We start from the raw sequence: 17,764 nt of genomic DNA on the forward strand, positions 1-17,764 counted from the left end.
TGCGCATGGCCGAATCCCTGCTCCAACGCGATTCGGGCATGGTGCAGATCGTCGCTGGCCGCACGCGTTCGGGTGAGTGCACCTTCAGCGTGCTGGTCAAGCGCAGCTACCGCATCGTGCATGGCCGCGCCGCCGTGCGCAGCGAACGCGATGCGCCGCTGCGCCTGATCGACCAGTACTACGACGGCGGCGACCCGGAATGGTCGGTGGTCGAGCACGAGTACGACATGGCGCCGGCCAAGGCGGCCACCGATGTCGTCGTCATCGGCAAGGCGCACGCGCCGGAGGGCCAGCCCGTGCAAGCCATGTCGGTGGGCGTGCGCGTCGGCACGCAGCAGAAGGTGCTGCGCGTGACCGGCGACCGGCGCTGCATCTGGCGTGCCGACGAAGTGCCCTTGTTCTCCGAGCCCGAGCCGTTCGTGGAAATGGAGATCCGCTACGACCGTGCCTATGGTGGGCGCGACACGGTGAGCGACCCGAACTTGCCCTTCTACTACCCGCGCAACGACATGGGCCGCGGCGTTGCGCTGCGCAACCTGCGCGAAGTGATCGATGGCCTCGCGCTGCCGAACATCGAAGGCCCGGACGACCTGCTCACGCCCGAGCGCGTGGTGATCGATGACCCGCTGCGATGGCCAGAGCAGCCCTTGCCGCAGGGCTTCGGCTGGCGGCAGCGCACCTGGTACCCGCGCAGCGCGCTGCTCGGCTCGCTGCCGGCATTCCTGCAGCCTGGCACGGTCACGGCGGAAGAGCGCATGAAGGTGCTCCCAGCCAACCATGTCGCGCTGGCACGGCGGATGCGGCTGCCGCCGTTCGAGGCGCAGTTCCTCAACGGCGCGTCGCTCGGCCTGGTCATTCCGACGCTGAAGGCCGACGAGACGATCTGCCTGCGCGGCCTTGCGCAGGCCGGCGCGCTCGATTTCCAGCTCCCGGGCGAGACACCGCGCATCGGCCTCGACACGGGCGCCGGCGGGCAGCCGTTGCAGACCCGTCTTCACACCGTCAGCATCCGGCCCGACGACCTGGCGCTCGACATGGTGTGGGCCGGCGTCATGACTTTCGGCCCCGCGTCAAGACTCGCAGCAATCCGCACGCTGGAGGCGCACGTGCAATGAATGCCGACACCGCCACTGCCATCGACGGCCGCTACGTCGTGCTTCCGGGCCAGACGCCGGAGGGCGGCGAGATCCTCAGCGTGCTGCTGAAGCGAACCTATGCCATCGAGCATTGCCGCGAATGCGCGCGCGCCGGCGAAGACCAGCCGATCACGAGCGGTGAAGTGTTCTGGGACACGCCGATGAACTCGACCGTGCGCTTCGAGAGCGACTTCGCCCCCTGGAAGCCACAGACCGACGTGGTGTTCATCGCGCGCGCCTGGGCCCCGGAAGGCGAACCGGTGCAACGCTGCAACGTGAGCGTGCAAGTCGGCGAGCGGTTGAAGGTGATCCAGGTCACTGGCGATCGCCGTGCATTGTTCGTCGACAAGGACAGCGACCCGGTCTTCACCGACCCCGAGCCCTTCACCGACATGGGCCTGCGCTACGAGCGTGCGTACGGCGGCATCGACGTGTTCAGCGACAAGTCCACGTTGTACCCGTACCCGCGCAATCCGATGGGCAGTGGCTTCGTGGTGCTGAACACGAAGGAATCGGTGGACCAGATGCTGCTGCCCAATCTCGAAGATCCTGCCGATCCGCTCACGCCGCAGCGCCTGTGCATCGGCGAGTTCGCGCGCTGGACCGACCAGCCGATGCCGATGGGCTTCGGCTGGGTGCCGAAGACGAGCCAGCCGCGCAGCCTTCTCGCCGGCATCCTGCCCGCCGACCGCGCCGTCGAACAGCAGATGCGCGCCGCCTACGCGCAGCTCGTGCCTGCGGACCAGCGCGAGGCCTATGTGCAGAACGGTCTGCCCGACATGGACTTCCGCTTCTTCAACGGCGCTTCGGCGGGCCTTGCGTTCCCGTACCTGCAAGGCGGCGAAGTGGTGCGCACCGAGAACTTGTCGCCCGAAGGCCGGCTCGCCTTCAGGCTGCCGACGGACCGCCCGCGCATCGGGCTGGACATCGGCTGCGGCATCGAGGCGCCCGAGGTGGTCTTGCACACCGTACAGATCCGCCTGGAGGAGCGCGAGGTCGACCTGGTGTGGCGTGCCGCCGTGCCCTACCCGGGCCGCGACTGGCTGCCGCAGATGCGCAAGTTCGAGGTCTTCGTGGAGTGACGGCAATGACCCGTCCCGCGAACGACAAGCCCATGACGCCTTTCGCCGCGAACCCGTTCATCTTCATCTTCAGCGCGGTGCTGCTGGTGTTCGTGCTGGGGTACTACGCATGGGGCGCGCTGGACCATCTCGGCCTGGCTGAACAACAGGCCAGCGCGACGGTGGTCGACAAGCACTACAACGCGCCGGGCGAAACCTACCGCACGACCATCGCGGGCGGCCGGGCCTGGACGCAGGTCGACCCGACCCCCGACACCCACGTCCTTGCGCTGGACGTCGCCGGGCAGGAGCGCACGGTTGCCATCGTCGGCAAGGACATGTACGAGTGGCTGGAACACGGCGACAGGGTCACCGTGCGGATGCACCGCACGCGCCTGACGCGGCGGCTCGAAGTGATCGAAGTCACGCGCTGACGCAAGGAGGCCGCGATGCTCTTCCCCGCCGCCAAGATGACCGACATGGTGATCGGCCTCGACTTCCACGCCGTCATCATCCCTCCCGCGCCGGCACCGATCCCGATGGTGCCGCACCCCTACTTCGGTCCGATCTACCTTTGGATGACGCCGACGTTCCCGACCTGCAACGTGCTGATCAACGGCATGCCTGCCGTCACGGCGGGCGGGATGGGGTACTTCGTGCACATCCCGATGGGCTTGCCCGCACCGCCGTCGGTGCTGAACCTGGCTTACTGGACGCGCTATCTCACCAACATCCCGAAGGCGTTGATGCTGGTGGCGCTGACGCTGCTGGCCAACCTGGCGATCGCGGGCATCTCGTCGATGTTCGTCAAGCCCGACTCGGCCACCGGCCAGTTCGTGAAAGACGTGACCGGCGTCGACACCTCGAGCTGGAGCGGCGTGTGGGACACGATCAAGGGCAGTTTCGCTGCGTACACGAAGTGGCAGACCTGGGTCAAGCTGCTGATGCCGCCGGTACCGTACCCCGGCGGGCAGGGATCGGCCGCGATCGGCAGCCCCAACGTCACCGTCAACGGCGGGCCGCTCGGCTTCGTGTGCCCTTTGATGGCGACTTCGTGCAGCGACCTGCCGATCGTGCCCAACGCGGCGACGGTGGGGTTCAGCAACGTGATGGTGGGGGTGAGCCCGGCGGCCATGGTGCGGGCGCTGGCGGTGAATGCGGCGCAGGGTGCGGTCAGCGCGGGCGTTGCGAAAGGGGTGGAGAAGTTCAACCAACGTGGCAGCCGGCAAGGCGAAGAGAGTTGCGGCTGCAAACCGCAAGGTTGACGCATGCCAATCGACATCGCATCGGGAAACTTTTCTACGGAGTTCGTGGACATCGACATTCCGGGCAAGGTCGCGCTGACCTGGTCGCGTTCCTACAGCGTCGCCTCCATCGGCAATCCCCCCGGCGCGTTGGGAAGGGCGTGGACACATTGCTATGCGGCCACCCTGACGCGATTCCCGGGAGGCTTCAGGTTTGTCAATTCGACAGGCGGTGTCGAGTTGGTCGCCGACCCGAACGGCAGCGTGGAAGGTGGCGGGCTCGTCCGGCATCTGGGGGCCTTCCTGGAAATCTTCATGCACGACGGCCGCTACGTCGTCCAAACCTGGAACGTCGACAGCGGCGTCATCCGGCGCCATGTCTTCAGCCCCGGCGAGGAGGGACTGTCGATGCCGCTGGCCAGCCTCGAGAACGTGAGCGGGATGGGGCTGGACCTTCAATGGAACGAAGGCGGCCAATTGCTCCATGTGCACCAACGGCTGGAGAAGCGGCAACTGGTTCCGACCTATGACGAATCGGGATTGATCGTCGGACTGTCCGTGCAGTCGCCGGACGATGGACTTCGCGTCGCGACGACCTACGAATACGATGCAGAACGCCGCCTGGCCGCCGTATACGATGCCGCCGGGTTCGCGGATCGCCTGGCGTACGACGACAAGCACCGGATCACGCGCGAGGTCTACAAGGATGGCGGCGTGTTCCGCAACCGCTACGACGCGAAGGGTCGTTGTGTCCTGCGGACTGGCCTGGCGCACTTCGACGAGAAGCGCATGCGCTACCTCGACGCGGTGCGCATGACCGAGGTGACCGACAGCTACGGCGCTTGCACGCGATTCCAATATCTTCCAACGGGGCAAGTCATATCGGAATGGGGGCCGGAGGGCGAGCACTCCCGCCTGCGATATGACGAACACGGGCGCATCGTTTCGCGCAGCAATGCACTGGAGGCGACCACACAGCATTTCTACGATGCGTCGGGAAACCGGGACCGGATCGTCGATGCCCTCGGACACACCCACCAGCTCACCTTCAACGCCCACCATCAGGCCATCGCGCTCACGGATCCCAGAGGACAGCTGTGGACTTGGGACTACGACGAGCGGCAGCAGATGGTTCGTGCGGTCGACCCGCTGATGGCGGTCTGGATCTACACGCACGACGCGAGCGGCAATCTGATCGAGATCGAGAATCCCGAGGGCCGAGTCCGACGATTCGGCTACGTTGACGGCGTGCGGACCCGCCAGACCGACTGGGCTTCGCAGGTCACGGAACTGGCGTACGACGGCTGGGGCCGCCTCGTCGCCCGCACGGACCCGCTGATGCACACCACCCGCTACACCTACGACCAGGTTGGCAACCTGGTCGACGTCGAGCGACCGGACGGGTCCCACATGCAAGCCGCCTACGACGCGGGCGCCAACGTGGTCCGTTTTTCGAACGAAGCCCAGCGCGTCTGGACCTACCAGTGGAGTTCCTGCCAGCGCATGGTCAGAAGCGTCGATCCGAACGGGAATGCAACGGACTTTGCCTGGGGCACGGAGCCCGATCGATTGGTCGCCGTCAGAAACCAGCGGGGGGAGACACATCGCTTCGTGCACGACCTGAGTGGCCGCTGCGTCGAGGAAATCGGTTTTGACGAACGGCGCATCAGCTACACCTTCGACGCGGCTGGCTGGTGTGTCGGGCGGATCAACGGAATGGGCGAGTCTGTCGCAATCCATCGAGACCTGCTGGGCCAAATCGTCGGGCAGACACTGCCCGGCGGCGAAGCGCTTTCGTTCGTGTATGACCCGATGGGCGAGATCGTGCAGGCGGACAGTCCGGATTGCGTGGTGCGCCTTGAACGCGATGCGGCCGGTCGGTTGCTGCGGGAAGTGCAACAGACAGCGACTGGCGAGCACTGGGTGGCGCACACCCTGGATGCGATGGGCGAGGCGATCGCCACGTCGACCGATCTCGGCCTGCAGATGGACCATCAACTCGACGAAAACAGCCGCTGGATCGGTTTGCGTGTCGCGCAGGAACATGTGTTCGAGTTTTGGCGCGACGCCTGTGGCAACGAGACCGCTCGCAGCCTGCCCGGAGGCATTCGACTCGAACAGCGCTACGACAGGCTGAATCGATTGGTGGCGCAACGCGCGCGGCTGCCCGCGCACCCACCGCAAGGCCCATCCCTCCAGCCTGCGCGAGCCGATGAGATCCTGGTGGATCGCACCTACGCGCGCGACCCCACCGGCCTCGTGTGGGGCATCGTCAACGCGCCGGCCCCCGGGGTCGAATACGAATACGACCCGGCCGAGCAGTTGTTGAAGGCCAGCCGGGGGAGCGAAACCGAGCGCTTCCGCTACGACCCTTGCGGAAACATTGTCGAAATGACGGACATCACGATGGACTACCTGCCCGGCAATCGCCTGCTGCGCCGGGGCGATACGCAATACCAGCATGACGCGGAGGGCCGGCTCATTGGCAAGATCGAGGGAACCGGCACCGATGCACCGCGCGCGTGGAGCTATCGCTGGAACGCACTCGACCAACTGGTCGGGTTGACCCGGCCGGACGGCGCGACGTGGGCCTACGCGTACGACGCCTTCGGTCGCCGTGTCGGAAAATCCGGTCCCGAACAGTCGTGGGCTTTCGTCTACGACGGGCCGACGCCGATCCACGAAATGCGGACCTCCGACGGACACCTGACAAGCTGGATATTTGGTCCGGGCCGGTTCACACCATTGGCCAGGCAGGAAGACGGGAAGCTGTTCGCGGTGATTGCGGACCACCTGGGCACGCCGACCGAGTTGATCGACCTGGGCGACCATTCGGTGTCGCGGTGCCTGCTTTCCGCCTATGGCCAGACCCTCGGGGCATCCGGTGTGCCCTTCCGGTTTCAAGGCCAGTACTTCGACGAGGAATCCGGCCTGCACTACAACAGGTTTCGCTACTACGACCCCGCAACGGCGCGCTTCGTCAGCCCCGACCCGACGGGTCTGCAAGGCGGCTACAACCTCTACCAGTACGCGCCGAATCCGGTGGCATGGATCGACCCCTGGGGACTCTGCCGCCGCGGCAACCAGGCGACACAAGATCACATGGACGACGTACGGGACCGGTTCCTGGCTGAAAATCCCGGCTTCGAATTGGTGGCAGGCGGGCGGCTGCCGACGAGTGGCACCAACCTTCCGGAACAGTACCTGCCGCCACTGACGCCTGGCACCGGCAGGAAAGGAAGCTCCTTCGTGGACATGCGCTTCGTCAATCCCGATACAGGCCAGGTCGTGCATGTGCAGACCGTCGATCCGCAGGCAAGCGGCCCCAGTGGCATGACCCCGCGCGAAGCGACGAACGCAGATCGCATCAGCCGGCAGGATCCGACCGCCACCGTGGTGACCGTGAACAAGGGCAGCACCCCGCCGCCCGGTTCGCTCGACGTCAATGGAATGAACACCGGCGCGGGCGTAGTCAACAACAGGTAATCGACCTTGGAGAGACGGGAACGAAATGGCCGCCAGAAAACCCCAGTTGCAGATCTTCATGACAACCCGCGACGAAGCCGCCTTGTCGGAGCGCATCCGGATGCTCCGGCCGCAAGTGGTTTTCATCGACCCGTCAACGTGGTCCAGCAGTGCTATCCCGGTGGCCCGCGGCAGCATCGATGCATGCGCCGCACCGTTCGTCCTCATGCTGGACGAATCAGTCTTGACGCTGGCCGAGTACGGCCGGCGGTTCTTCCGGCCGCACCCCAGCGGCGTCGGGTACTCCGGCGCAACCGGCGGCCTGGGGATCGTGATGATGGGGCGCTGCCGGGAGCCTGCGTATGCGCCTGGCAGCCTGGGCAGCGGCAGGGTGGCGGCGGGTTTCGAATCGGACGACGACGGAACCGAGGCGTTTGCCAAGGCCGTGATGAACGTCGTCAAGAAGGGTGGCAGGAAAGTCCATTTTCTCGATCCCGCGACGGGCGCCGTGCTTGACAAGCCCATGCCTGGTTATTGGGCCTGGCCGGATGCGGCGCAGGTCTACGACGGCCGCGATGGCCGCTACTTGCGGCCCGACGCCATCAATCGCATGGTGGCTGGATAGCACTTCAATGCGGACCGACCCATGGCTGTCTACCTCGACTACAACGCGACGACGCCAATCGATCCCGAAGCTGCGCAGGTAGTGGCCGCCTGCCTGCAGTCCAACTTCGGCAACCCGTCCAGCCGCGATCATCGATTCGGCTGGGATGCCGCCGAGGCACTCGAGGATGCACGTGACGACATCGCGGACTGCGTCGGCGCAACCCCGCGCGGCCTCGTCTTCACCAGTGGCGCAACAGAAAGCCTGAACACCGCGCTGCGCGGTTTCGTGGGCTTCGACGGCTGGGCGGGCAAGAAGATCCTTGTCGGCGCAAGCGAGCACAGCGCGGTGCTCGAGACTTGCCACTGGCTGTCCCGTCGCACGGGCGTCGAAGTGGAATTGCTGGCGGTGGATGCGCAAGGGCGACTCGACCTGCAGCGATTGCGAGACACCTTGCGCGCCGAAGGCGGAGCCAAATCCGTCCTCGTTGCGTTGATGGCGGCGAACAACGAGACAGGCGTGCTGCACCCGGTGAAGCAAATCGCAGCCATCGTTCATGACGCGGGTGCCATCTTGTTGTGCGACCTGACACAGGCCGTTGGAAAGGTCGAAGTGGATCTGACCTCGGCGGGCATCGACCTGGCCGCGTTTTGCGCCCACAAGGTGTACGGCCCCAAGGGGGTCGGCGCGCTGTGGATCAGCCCTCGCCTGGAGGAAAGGGACATGCGGTGGCAGTTCGAACCCCTGCTGCTGGGTGGCCCTCAGGAGTCGTCCCGGCGCGGCGGTACCGTGAATGTTGCTGGAGCGCTGGGTTTTGCGCGCGCATGCCGCAATACGATCGACGTGCTGCCAGTCGACCGGCCGCGCATCCAGGCACTGCGCAATCATTTCGAAGCCGTTGTGCTCGAGGCGATCCCCGGCGCCCAGGTGAACTGCCTGCACTCGCCGCGACTGCCCAACACAACCAGCCTGTGCATTCGCGGCGTGAGCGCGCGGGCACTCGTTCGCGACATGCCTGATGTCGCCGTCTCGACCGGGTCCGCGTGCGCAAGCGCTCGGCGTGAGCCGAGTCACGTTCTGCGTGCCATCGGACTGTCGGAACTGGAGGCCGACGCTTGCCTGCGGGTATCGCTCGGCCGTCCAACCGTGATTGGCGATATCGAATGCGCTCTGGCACAAATCGCAGCAAGCGTCCGTCGCCTCCGTGTCGCCGCATGACGCAAGGCCGTGTTTGCGAATCCTGCGATGTCGCCATCGCGTTGACGCGGGACGCCATCGCCGCGCGCGCAATTCAATACAGGCGTCTGGTCATTGTGTTGGTCGTGACCTGCTTGCCAACGCTGGTTTATGCAGTCGTGTGGCGCGAATGGCGTGCGACGGCGGTGCTGATCCTGGTCCCCGGCGCCGTCCTGCTCTTTTGCGCCACGGACGCTCTCGTGGTCCAGCGCTGGCGCAAGGCAATCATGGACGGTTGGGGTGCAGGTCTCTTGCAACTGGACCTCGTCGTACGGACTTTGCGGCTGGTGCCTGGACTGCCCGACCGAACGCTCAATGCAATGCTGGCGACCTTGCCGAGTCCACGGGATGCGGAAATTCCGTCACCAGTTCGACTCGAATTGGCGCACATCCAAGCGTTGATCGACAGAAGCGCGTGCGAGCAAATGATCAGCCGGGCGCTGTGGCCGGCCATCGCCGTCGGCGTCGTGTTCATCGCGACTGCGGCGAACTGTCCGCTCGTGCTGCTCGGTTTGATCGCGCCGCCCTTGTTGGCCCTGTCGGTCAAACGGCGCCACCGGCAGCGCGTGCAGGGGATGGCGGTCTTGCTCGCGCAGGCATGCCGGAAATCAGGCGTTGATCCAGACGTCGGCAGCGTGTTGATGGCCAGCCTGGACTGGCAAGGTCTCTCCTAGCCCCGGCGCCGGCGCAGCCGCCAAGCGAACGGCCGCCCTGGCATCGGCTTTCAACAGATCGGTTCGACCGGCAAGCGTTCCACGAGCAGTTCAACAAGGAAGTGGTCCGGTTCTTCGGTTCTTCCGAGCCGAGCTGAGATGAAACACTCCCGAAGCGCCTGCGGCGCTTCCGCGTCAAGTCCCCTCAAGGGGGCGATACCAGCGTCCCGGCGAAGCCGGTTCCGCGGTATTCCTGGCATTTGACGACGCCAGTTTCATGCGTCGCGGGTCACGCGATAGGGTGATGGAAAACTGAAATGAGAATGGCCCCTGCCGGTTGCCCGACTTCAGTCGACACGTCGATGGCTGATGCCCGGTCAACTCGAGAATGAACGCCTTGTTGGAGCCGCCGATGCTCATCCCCCGAAGTACTCATTGACGTCCAGCAGGAACTGTCGCGCCGTGAACCGGTCTTTCATCGTCCGGGATTCGGCACGAGTCGCGAAGACCTCGAGGCGATCAACGACCACCAATCATCGTGCGCACTTTGCTCGCAAGCGATGTGATTTCGAAGGGCTTCGTCATCACTTCCATCCCCGGCTCCAGCAACCCATTTCCCACCGCGGCGTTTTGCGCGTAGCCGGTGATGAAAAGGACCTTCAGGTCAGGGCGGGCTTGCCGCGCGGCATCGGCTACTTGCCTTCCGTTGAGCCCGCCCGGCAAGCCGACGTCGGTGACCAGCAGATCGATGCGCTGGATGGTCTGCAGCGCACGTAGTCCGGCTGGCCCGTCGTTCGCGGCGAGGACCTTGTAGCCAGCCTCCTCCAGGACCTCCACCAGCAGCAACCGGATCGTCTGCTCGTCTTCAATGACAAGCACGCGCTCACCATCGCCGTGTTCGAACGCTTCCATGCCCTGGGCTGCATCGTCCTCGACTGCTGCACCGACGTAGCGTGGCAGGTAGAGGCACATGGTCGTGCCTTTTCCGACCTCGGAATACACCCGGACCTGTCCGCCCGATTGCCGCACGAAACCGTAGACCATGGACAGCCCGAGACCCGTGCCCTGGCCTGTCGGTTTGGTCGTGAAGAACGGATCGAAGATGTGCTCGATCACAGCGGCAGGCATGCCCGCGCCGGTGTCCGTCACGCACAGGGAAACGTACTGGCCAGCCGGCAGGCCGTAGTCGGCGGCCGCTCGTGTATCCAGCCATTTGTTCGAGGTTTCCACAGTCAGATGCCCACCCGTCGGTAGCATCGCATCGCGCGCGTTGATGCACAAATTGAGGAGAGAGTTCTCCAGTTGCGACGGATCGATCTTCGTGGTCCACAGCCCGCCCGCACCCACCATCTCGACGTGGATATCGGGCCCGACCGTGCGGCGAAGCAAGTCCTCGAGTCCGTTGATGAGGCGATTGAGATCGGTTGGTCTGGGATCCAAAGTCTGACGCCGGGCGAAAGCCAGCAGTCGCTGGGTCAGTGCGGCTGCACGCTTGAGTGAATCCTGCCCCATGCCGATGTAACGATCGACCTGGTCGAATTTGCCCTGTCGAAGACGTGCCTGCAGAACCTGGAGGCTCGCGCTCACGCCGCCCAGCAAGTTGTTGAAGTCGTGTGCGATGCCGCCGGTCAACTGCCCCACAGCCTCCATCTTCTGCGCCTGGCGCAAGGCTTCCTCCGTGGCCATGAGTTCGCGCGTGCGCTCGGCGACAGCCGCCTCGAGATTTTCATTCGCCTCGCGCAGGCGCTGCTCACTGAGCAGCAATGCATGGGCGTTGCGTGCGCGCTCCGCCACCGCACGGGTGCGTTCGGCCAGCTCCCGGATCAATGCCTGCTCCTCGGTTGTCCATTGGCGTGCGACTGCATGGTTGACGAACAGGATCGCTGCGAGCCGCCCCTGCTCGACGATCGGAACGTTGACGAACGAGCGGGCACTGCGCGCTTCAAGCGCTTCCGCGATGCAGGACCTGGGATTGTCACGAACGTCGTTGACGACCACTGACTCGCCGCGCATCAGATTGTCGATGAATGTCCCGTAGTCGCGCAGCCGCAACGTGCCTGCCAGCGTCTCGACACCTGGCGCGGTCCAATCCCGATCGACTGTGAATAGCTCGCCTGTGACATCCACAGTTCCGTATCCTGCCCGGCTCACGCGAAGCGTTTCGCCCAAGACGCGTGCGGCTTCGAATGCGACCACCGTGGGGTCGTCGGCATCTCTCAAGGTTTCCGAAAGCCGTGCCAGCGCTGCCTGCCGCATCTCGGCGCGTCGACGCTGGGTCACGTCGCGAATCACGGCCAGCGACCCCACCTGCTGACCCAGCGGCCCGAGAAGCGGCGACACCACGGTCTCGACATCGATGTGAGTCCCGTCTGGCAAACAATGTGCCGCCGCCGGCGCGGAAAGGTCCATCTCGAGCGATTCGTCCAGCGACCGTTGGAGACCGAACGCCTCCGTGAAAATCACGGCCATTGGCTTTCCCAGAACATCGGCCGACGCGATGCCGTAGCGCCGTTCCGCCGCCGCATTGACATACATCACGCGTTCCTGACCATCGAAGGCGAAGACAGCGTCCTCCATTTGCTCCAGGACGTCTTGCCGCAGCTTGTCGGTGGCGGCGTGCGCACTCTCCAGCGTGTAGATCGCATTGTTGACGACCAGTGCATCGACATCACCGCTGTGGATGGCGTGCAAGGTGTCTTCCAACTCTTGCAGCCGGTCGCGAAGCTCCGCGTTTTCAGCCGCAAGGCGGTTCTCGGTAGTCGACTCGGCCGACCTTGAAACCGGGTCCGTCACTCAGCCTCCCATGAGCGCGGGGAGACCCAGCGATCGCCGCAGGCGAGCGGTGTCCGACAGGTCGCCGATGAAGCGGCGCTGCGGCAATGGCGAAACGCGCAGCAGCGTCGGAGATGCGACCACCTGGTCGGCGCACGCGGTCTGCACGTGCTCCACGATGTTCATGACCGACAAACGGTGCCTTCCCGGCAGAGCCTCTTCCAGGAATCGCCGCGCATTCGAGATGGCGCGCAACGAAATCGGCGACATGCCACTGACGTAGAGCCTGAATGTTTGTACATCCGAGGCTCTCGTCAAGTAGTTGTCCTGCGGGACGGGTGTGGCCTCGGTCGTCATGCTGGACTATTTGATGGGCTTCACGTCCAACCCGACGAGCACGCGCTCTTCGTTCGAGAGGTCGCCGATGATCTTGCGCATCGGCTCCGGAAACTTGCGTACAAGCGTCGGCACTGCAAGGATCTGATCGCCTGCGGCCAATTGCGGGTTGACCAGCAAATCAATGATTTCGATGCTGTAGCGACCAGCCAGGTGAATCTCGCACAACCGCTGCAGATTCTCCAGTGCAGAGGTCGAGCGCGCGGTCTTGCCGGCCACGTAGAGCCTGAGTTGCCATTCCGGCTTATCGGCCGCGTTTGTCCGTTTCTTGCGGACGGGATTCGTCATGTCAGTGCTCCATGACGCCGAGCGACTTGCGCGAAGCATGAAAGCGGGACGAGCAAGGCGAAGTCTGTTCGTGGGCGCCCGTGGAACCGGCTTTGCCGGGCCGTCGGGTGCGCCCCCTCGAGGGGGAGGCGCCGCAGGCGCTTCGGGGGTGTTTCATTTCACCCTGCTCCGTGAGGCGGCGATGGTCCGCGCGCGCGACTGCGCACCTTCGGCTTCCATCGTCTCGCGCGCGATGGCGAACTCGACCTCGCCCACGCGCTCTTCAGCCTCGGCATTGAGCGCGGCGATCTGGGCATCCAGTGCCTTGCGCCGGGTCGCCAGGTCTCGCAGGCGCCGTGCGTGGTCGCGACTGCGCAGATCGGAGGCCGCATTGACCTGTGCCTCGTGCGCCAGACGTGCGGTGCCGGTCAGGACCTGATCCCCGAACAGGTACACGTCGACCAGGTCAACGCCCTTGTCGGAGAACACGAATTCCCGGACCTGGTTTGAATGCGGCATGCCCCTTGATTTCAGCACCTGCAAGGTCCGCGTCCGCTCGCCGTTGAAAGCGATGTTGGACAGCAGGAGCCAGCTGTCCATCAGGGACGAAACGCCGACCTCGGAAGTCGCGAGCGCCACGTTGGCGGCGTCGGCGGTCAAGCTGGTGAACAACGCCGTGGTGCCCCCCGTCTTGAGGAAATCGATGAGGCGCATCAGCGTGAGCTTGAGACCTGCATCGTCGCCTTGGGAGGTAAGGTTGCTGATGGGGTCCACTGCAACAACCGACGGCTTGAACTCCTTGACCAGGTCGTACATGTGGACCAGATGCTGTTCGAGACCATGCAACGTGGGACGGGTCGATTCGATCTTGAGCAATCCCTTGGTCACCCAGGGCCGCAGGTTGAGTCCGATCGACTGCATGTTTCGCAGCAACTGGCTTTCGGACTCCTCGTACGCGAAGAGTACGGCTCGTTCCCCGCGCCGACATGCGGCGTCCACGAAGCTGGTCGCGACGCTGCTCTTTCCGGTGCCTGGGGCACCCGAGACAAGCAAGCTGCTGCCACGGTACACCCCAGCCCCGTCCAGCATCAAGTCCAGACCGGGGATTCCCGTCGAAACGCGCTCGCGCGAAGCCGCGTGGTTCAGCGTCAACGAGGTGATCGGGAGCACCGAGATCCCGCGGGTGCCGATAAGGAACGGGTACTCGTTGGTCCCATGCGGGGAGCCGCGGTACTTCACGACGCGCAGACGGCGTGTCGACACCTGCTCGACGATTCGGTGGTCCAGCAGCAGCACGCAGTCGGCGACATATTCTTCGAGGCCATACCGCGTGAACGTGCTGTCGCCCCGCTCGGCCGTGATGACCGCGGTCACACCTTTTTCCTTCAACCATCGGAAGAGCCGGCGCAGCTCGGAGCGAAGAATGGCGTGGTTCGGCACGCCCGCGAAGAGCGCTTCCACCGTGTCGAGCACGACGCGTTTGGCTTTGATGGAGTCAATTGCATAGCCGAGACGGATGAACAAGGCTTCGAGGTCGTACTCGCCTGTTTCTTCGATCTCGCTGCGTTCGACCCGCACGAAATCCAGTGCAATCTTCTTCTGGCGCCGCAATCGCTCCAGATCGAAGCCGAGGGATCGCATGTTGGCCACCAACTCGCTGGCCGTCTCCTCGAACATCATGAAGACACCCGGCTCGTCGTATTCCGTGGCGCCTTTGACGAGGAATTCAGCGGCAAGCATTGTCTTGCCACAGCCCGGGGAACCGCAGACCAGCGTCGGGCGTCCGGCCGGGAATCCACCCTCGGTGATCTCGTCCAGGCCTGAGATGCCGGTAGGCGCTTTTGCGATGGACGTCGCTACCGGGATATTGCCGCGGTTCTTTTTCTGCTTGGTGGCCATCGGAGGAACTTGGACGGTTAGAAGAGCTTCTATTTCGCTCGCTCGCTAAAGAACAAAATCATGGCAATTCCGGGCCTCATCAGGCTCGCATCCGCGCTCGCGCTTGCCCAGGTCGGCTCAGCTTTGAGCGTACTGCTCCAGTCCCGGATTTTTTCGGCGTTTTTGTAGGACGCGGGCTAAACAAAACGTGCTCAAAGGAGATCAACCTGATCAACGCGTCGACACATTGGTAGCGCGCCCTACCGTTCGAACCACTCCCTCACCCAAAGTGCGCGCCAGCCTTGGCAAGGCACCTGGCTGTTGCGCTATGGCGCTACCTGGTGTGATCGGATGTCAGGAAGGAAAGTCGACGATCCACAGATCGAGAGGCAGTACGTTTCGGCGTGCGCCCGGTTGCGGCACGGCTTCAAGCGCGATCGGCTTGCCCTCGCTGCTGGCCAGGTCGTAGGCGGCCGTGGAGACGCCGCGCTGTGATGCGCTGAAGCCATCCATCAGGTAAGGAAGCCCGTTTGATGCCAGGGGCGAAGGACCATCCACCACGTGGAAGTGCAGGTGCGGCTCCGACGAATTGCCGGAGGTGCCGACCTGTCCGATGACCTGCCCCGCGCTGACTACGTCTCCCGCTCGCACCCGCACCGATCCCGGCACCATGTGCGCAAAGAGCGCGAACCGGCCACCGCCAAGATCCAGGACGACGTGATTTCCGTCAGCCTGCTCGATTGGGATCGAGGTTGGCAGGGCGCCCGGGGGCGTGTCGGGCAACCCGTCGACGGCCGTCACGACCGTCCCGTCCGCAACGGCGTAGATCGGCTTGCCGTAGATGACATAGCTGGCGGGCAGTTTCGGATCGCCGACATAGATGCGGCCCTGCGCGTCCAGTTGCTCCCAGTCGATGGCGAAGCGTTGCGCCGTGAACAACTGGCCGTTGAGCGGCAGCGTCGCCTGCACGTGGCGCACCGAGTCGCAGCACCCGTCTCCGGCGATGTACCGCGTGCCGCGCAGCGGGGGCCCTAGCACGAGCGTGGTCGGCGCTGCCAGTGAAATTCGCCCGGCGGTCTCGACCACGGACGCACCACCGATCGCGACCGTGACACGATGGGCGAGCGTGGCGGGAATCGCGGCCGGGTCGCCGAACGTCACGTGCATGTAGAGCAGGCCCACCTGGGAGGGGCCGATGCTGCCTTTTGCCGCGGCCTTGTCGCGCACTACCAGGCGCTTCGCGATGTCCGCCGGCGAAAGCGTGGCAACGGGCCTGCCGAGGCTCGCATCCAGAACGTTCAGCCCCTGAATTTCCGCGCTGGTGCCGCTGAAATTGCTCAGTTCCAGTTCATAGACCACATGGAAGAGACTGTCGGAGCCTTTCACCGGAACCGGTGTGTTCGCGACGCGCAAGGTGACCGGCGTGACCTGCATGGCCGGGGCACCGTTGACAGACTGCGCACTGGCCAGCGAGCCGAGCAACACGGACAGCGACGAAGACGATCCGCCCCCGCAGGCGACAAGAACGCACAGGGCCGAGGTGGCCAGCCATTTCGAGGTCTTCATGAATCAAGAATATTCAGTTTTCGTTGAAGACAATGCGGGCGATCTGCGACTGGTCTTCCGGGACCTCGAGCGAATCGGCGATCGGAGTCAGCTCCCCCGCGCCCCGATCGACACGTCGAACTCCCTCACCTTTGGACGCCCGGATTCCTCCAGGCAGGACCGGGCTGCATTATTGATCGGTCAGGCGCCCGATGACGACGCCGTTGCGGCCTGCTCGGGGGCCTCCGACTCGGTGGGCTCGCTGATTGAATCCATCAGCATCTCGTTACGTTGCGCGCGGCTCGTCAACCTCGGGAAGCTCACGGAAATTGACGCCCCACAAACCGAGGTGTACCGTCCCGACGTGAGTGCCTTGCCGGGGCATAGGAGGGGCAGCCGTGAATCGTCGAGAAGCTTGCATCGCGATGCTTCCCACATTGGTGTCGCCGCGGATCCTGTTGGCGCAAGTCGTGGGCCGCATGGCCCGCATCGGATTTCTTGTCGAGCCGGCGTTGGATGCCCCCCTGCAACGAGCCGTCGTCGAATCCCTTCGCGAAGGACTGCGCGAACTCGGATACATCGAAGGCCGCAACATCTCCATCGACTTTCGGTCGGCCGATGGCAAGTACGAGCGCCTGCCAGCGTTGGCAACGGAGTTGATGCTGCTGAAGCCTGATCTGCTGGTCACGGCGTATCCAACCGCGGCACTGGTTGCGAAGGATGCGACCCGCACCCTGCCCGTGGTTGCCGTGTGCGTGGACAACCCGGTTCTGATGGGGCTCGCGGCGACGTTCGCCCGGCCCGGCGGCAACTTCACCGGCGTCGGCTCGTGGGCACATGAAATCGTCTCCAAGCGCCTGCAAGTCATGCGCGAACTCGTGCCGAATGCGCGCCGACTCGGGATCCTGTTCAATCCTCTCGCGGTAGTCGGTGGGCTCGACAGCCCAATCGTGGAATGGGAGCGCACGCTTGGCATACCGATCCAGCAGTACAAGTCCACCAGTCCCGATGATTTCGAAGGCGCGTTTGCCGCCATGGCACGCGACGGAGTCGGCGGCCTGGTCGTGCTCGCCGACTCCAATACCTACACGCATCGGGTGCGGCTCAACCAGCTGTGCCTTCAACGGCGCATGCCGTCCGTGTGGGGTGGCCGCGACTGGCTGATGGGCGGAGCCCTGGCCTCGTACCAGTCAGACTTCCCCCACATGTTCAGGCGTTCGGCGACGCTGATCGACAAGATTCTCAAGGGAACGAAGCCAGGCGATATTCCGTTCGAGCAATCCAACAAGCTAGAACTGGTCATCGACACCAGGGCGGCCAGGGCGCTCGGCATCACCGTGCCGAAGACCCTCCTCCTGTCGGCCGATCATGTCATCGAGTAAGCGTACCAGGAGGTGAATCCTCGGCGCACCCGTATCGGCACTGTGAGCGTGGCCCTGTTGGCCTCGCCCCTTGCCGCGTTGGCCCAGCGGGCCGGCAAGGTCTACCGCGTCGGAGTGTTCGACTA

Annotated in this window: 14 protein-coding genes; 9 read left to right on the forward strand and 5 right to left on the reverse strand. The window is 64.5% G+C overall.

The genetic code is table 11. The features are described from left to right. Positions 1 to 5: 5 nt before the first annotated feature. The 8 genes from WKW80_RS16760 to WKW80_RS16795 are packed head-to-tail and all read left to right on the forward strand — an operon-like array spanning position 6 to position 9,420. Positions 6 to 1,115 carry a DUF2169 family type VI secretion system accessory protein gene (locus tag WKW80_RS16760; protein ID WP_340364696.1) on the forward strand — a complete coding sequence of 370 codons (1,110 nt, stop codon included), beginning with the start codon at positions 6 to 8 and terminating at the stop codon, positions 1,113 to 1,115. Beyond that, positions 1,112 to 2,218, forward strand: a complete 1,107-nt coding sequence (locus WKW80_RS16765; RefSeq protein WP_340364697.1) for a DUF2169 family type VI secretion system accessory protein — start codon at positions 1,112 to 1,114, stop codon at positions 2,216 to 2,218. The genes WKW80_RS16760 and WKW80_RS16765 overlap by 4 nt, the downstream gene beginning before the upstream one ends. 5 nt (positions 2,219 to 2,223) lie before the next feature. Beyond that, entirely contained in the window at positions 2,224 to 2,631 is a 408-nt protein-coding gene (locus WKW80_RS16770; RefSeq protein ID WP_340364698.1) for a hypothetical protein, read from the forward strand. A gap of 15 nt (positions 2,632 to 2,646) precedes the next feature. Continuing rightward, positions 2,647 to 3,462, forward strand: a complete 816-nt coding sequence (locus WKW80_RS16775) for a hypothetical protein (protein ID WP_340364699.1) — start codon at positions 2,647 to 2,649, stop codon at positions 3,460 to 3,462. A gap of 3 nt (positions 3,463 to 3,465) precedes the next feature. Beyond that, positions 3,466 to 6,927 carry an RHS repeat-associated core domain-containing protein gene (locus tag WKW80_RS16780; RefSeq protein WP_340364700.1) on the forward strand — a complete coding sequence of 1,154 codons (3,462 nt, stop codon included), beginning with the start codon at positions 3,466 to 3,468 and terminating at the stop codon, positions 6,925 to 6,927. Positions 6,928 to 6,952: 25 nt separating this feature from the next. Then, positions 6,953 to 7,531 carry a hypothetical protein gene (locus tag WKW80_RS16785; RefSeq protein WP_340364701.1) on the forward strand — a complete coding sequence of 193 codons (579 nt, stop codon included), beginning with the start codon at positions 6,953 to 6,955 and terminating at the stop codon, positions 7,529 to 7,531. 21 nt (positions 7,532 to 7,552) lie between these two features. Beyond that, complete coding sequence (locus WKW80_RS16790) at positions 7,553 to 8,728, forward strand: cysteine desulfurase family protein (protein WP_340364702.1); 1,176 nt, start codon at positions 7,553 to 7,555, stop codon at positions 8,726 to 8,728. Continuing rightward, the gene (locus WKW80_RS16795; protein WP_340364703.1) at positions 8,725 to 9,420 is read left to right on the forward strand and encodes a hypothetical protein; all 696 of its coding nucleotides are present in this window, start codon (positions 8,725 to 8,727) and stop codon (positions 9,418 to 9,420) included. Before WKW80_RS16790 ends, WKW80_RS16795 begins: the two co-directional genes overlap by 4 nt. A gap of 498 nt (positions 9,421 to 9,918) precedes the next feature. Here WKW80_RS16795 and WKW80_RS16800 read toward each other — a convergent pair whose 3' ends face one another. The 5 genes from WKW80_RS16800 to WKW80_RS16820 all read right to left on the reverse strand — a co-directional run bounded on the left by WKW80_RS16800 (position 9,919) and on the right by WKW80_RS16820 (position 16,278). Further along, the gene (locus WKW80_RS16800) at positions 9,919 to 12,090 is read right to left on the reverse strand and encodes an ATP-binding protein (RefSeq protein WP_340364704.1); all 2,172 of its coding nucleotides are present in this window, start codon (positions 12,088 to 12,090) and stop codon (positions 9,919 to 9,921) included. Between the two features lie 102 nt (positions 12,091 to 12,192). After that, positions 12,193 to 12,528 (reverse strand): circadian clock KaiB family protein, encoded by a 336-nt coding sequence (locus tag WKW80_RS16805; RefSeq protein ID WP_340364705.1) that lies wholly within the window; start codon positions 12,526 to 12,528, stop codon positions 12,193 to 12,195. A 6-nt stretch (positions 12,529 to 12,534) separates the two neighbouring features. Next, entirely contained in the window at positions 12,535 to 12,855 is a 321-nt protein-coding gene (locus WKW80_RS16810; protein ID WP_340364706.1) for a circadian clock KaiB family protein, read from the reverse strand. Between the two features lie 153 nt (positions 12,856 to 13,008). Next, the gene (gene kaiC, locus WKW80_RS16815) at positions 13,009 to 14,733 is read right to left on the reverse strand and encodes a circadian clock protein KaiC (RefSeq protein WP_340364707.1); all 1,725 of its coding nucleotides are present in this window, start codon (positions 14,731 to 14,733) and stop codon (positions 13,009 to 13,011) included. Between the two features lie 333 nt (positions 14,734 to 15,066). Continuing rightward, a complete protein-coding gene (locus WKW80_RS16820) occupies positions 15,067 to 16,278 on the reverse strand; it encodes a M23 family metallopeptidase (protein WP_340364708.1) in 1,212 nt (403 codons plus the stop codon). A 377-nt stretch (positions 16,279 to 16,655) separates the two neighbouring features. Between WKW80_RS16820 and WKW80_RS16825 the strand changes: the two genes are divergently transcribed. Beyond that, on the forward strand, positions 16,656 to 17,639 hold the full coding sequence (locus WKW80_RS16825; protein ID WP_340364709.1) for an ABC transporter substrate-binding protein: 984 nt from the start codon (positions 16,656 to 16,658) through the stop codon (positions 17,637 to 17,639). Positions 17,640 to 17,764 lie beyond the last annotated feature (125 nt).

This window comes from Variovorax humicola (assembly GCF_037889915.1).
Lineage (GTDB): Bacteria > Pseudomonadota > Gammaproteobacteria > Burkholderiales > Burkholderiaceae_C > Variovorax > Variovorax humicola.

What these genes read in the sequence shown, in the direction of transcription:
- WKW80_RS16805 (WP_340364705.1), bottom strand. Translation starts at nt 12,528, where the DNA reads ATGACGACCGAGGCCACACCCGTCCCGCAGGACAACTACTTGACGAGA.
- WKW80_RS16775 (WP_340364699.1), top strand. Translation starts at nt 2,647, where the DNA reads ATGCTCTTCCCCGCCGCCAAGATGACCGACATGGTGATCGGCCTCGAC.
- WKW80_RS16770 (WP_340364698.1), top strand. Translation starts at nt 2,224, where the DNA reads ATGACCCGTCCCGCGAACGACAAGCCCATGACGCCTTTCGCCGCGAAC.
- WKW80_RS16785 (WP_340364701.1), top strand. Translation starts at nt 6,953, where the DNA reads ATGGCCGCCAGAAAACCCCAGTTGCAGATCTTCATGACAACCCGCGAC.
- WKW80_RS16760 (WP_340364696.1), top strand. Translation starts at nt 6, where the DNA reads ATGGCCGAATCCCTGCTCCAACGCGATTCGGGCATGGTGCAGATCGTC.
- WKW80_RS16790 (WP_340364702.1), top strand. Translation starts at nt 7,553, where the DNA reads ATGGCTGTCTACCTCGACTACAACGCGACGACGCCAATCGATCCCGAA.
- WKW80_RS16820 (WP_340364708.1), bottom strand. Translation starts at nt 16,278, where the DNA reads ATGAAGACCTCGAAATGGCTGGCCACCTCGGCCCTGTGCGTTCTTGTC.
- WKW80_RS16765 (WP_340364697.1), top strand. Translation starts at nt 1,112, where the DNA reads ATGAATGCCGACACCGCCACTGCCATCGACGGCCGCTACGTCGTGCTT.
- WKW80_RS16780 (WP_340364700.1), top strand. Translation starts at nt 3,466, where the DNA reads ATGCCAATCGACATCGCATCGGGAAACTTTTCTACGGAGTTCGTGGAC.
- WKW80_RS16810 (WP_340364706.1), bottom strand. Translation starts at nt 12,855, where the DNA reads ATGACGAATCCCGTCCGCAAGAAACGGACAAACGCGGCCGATAAGCCG.
- WKW80_RS16795 (WP_340364703.1), top strand. Translation starts at nt 8,725, where the DNA reads ATGACGCAAGGCCGTGTTTGCGAATCCTGCGATGTCGCCATCGCGTTG.
- kaiC (WP_340364707.1), bottom strand. Translation starts at nt 14,733, where the DNA reads ATGGCCACCAAGCAGAAAAAGAACCGCGGCAATATCCCGGTAGCGACG.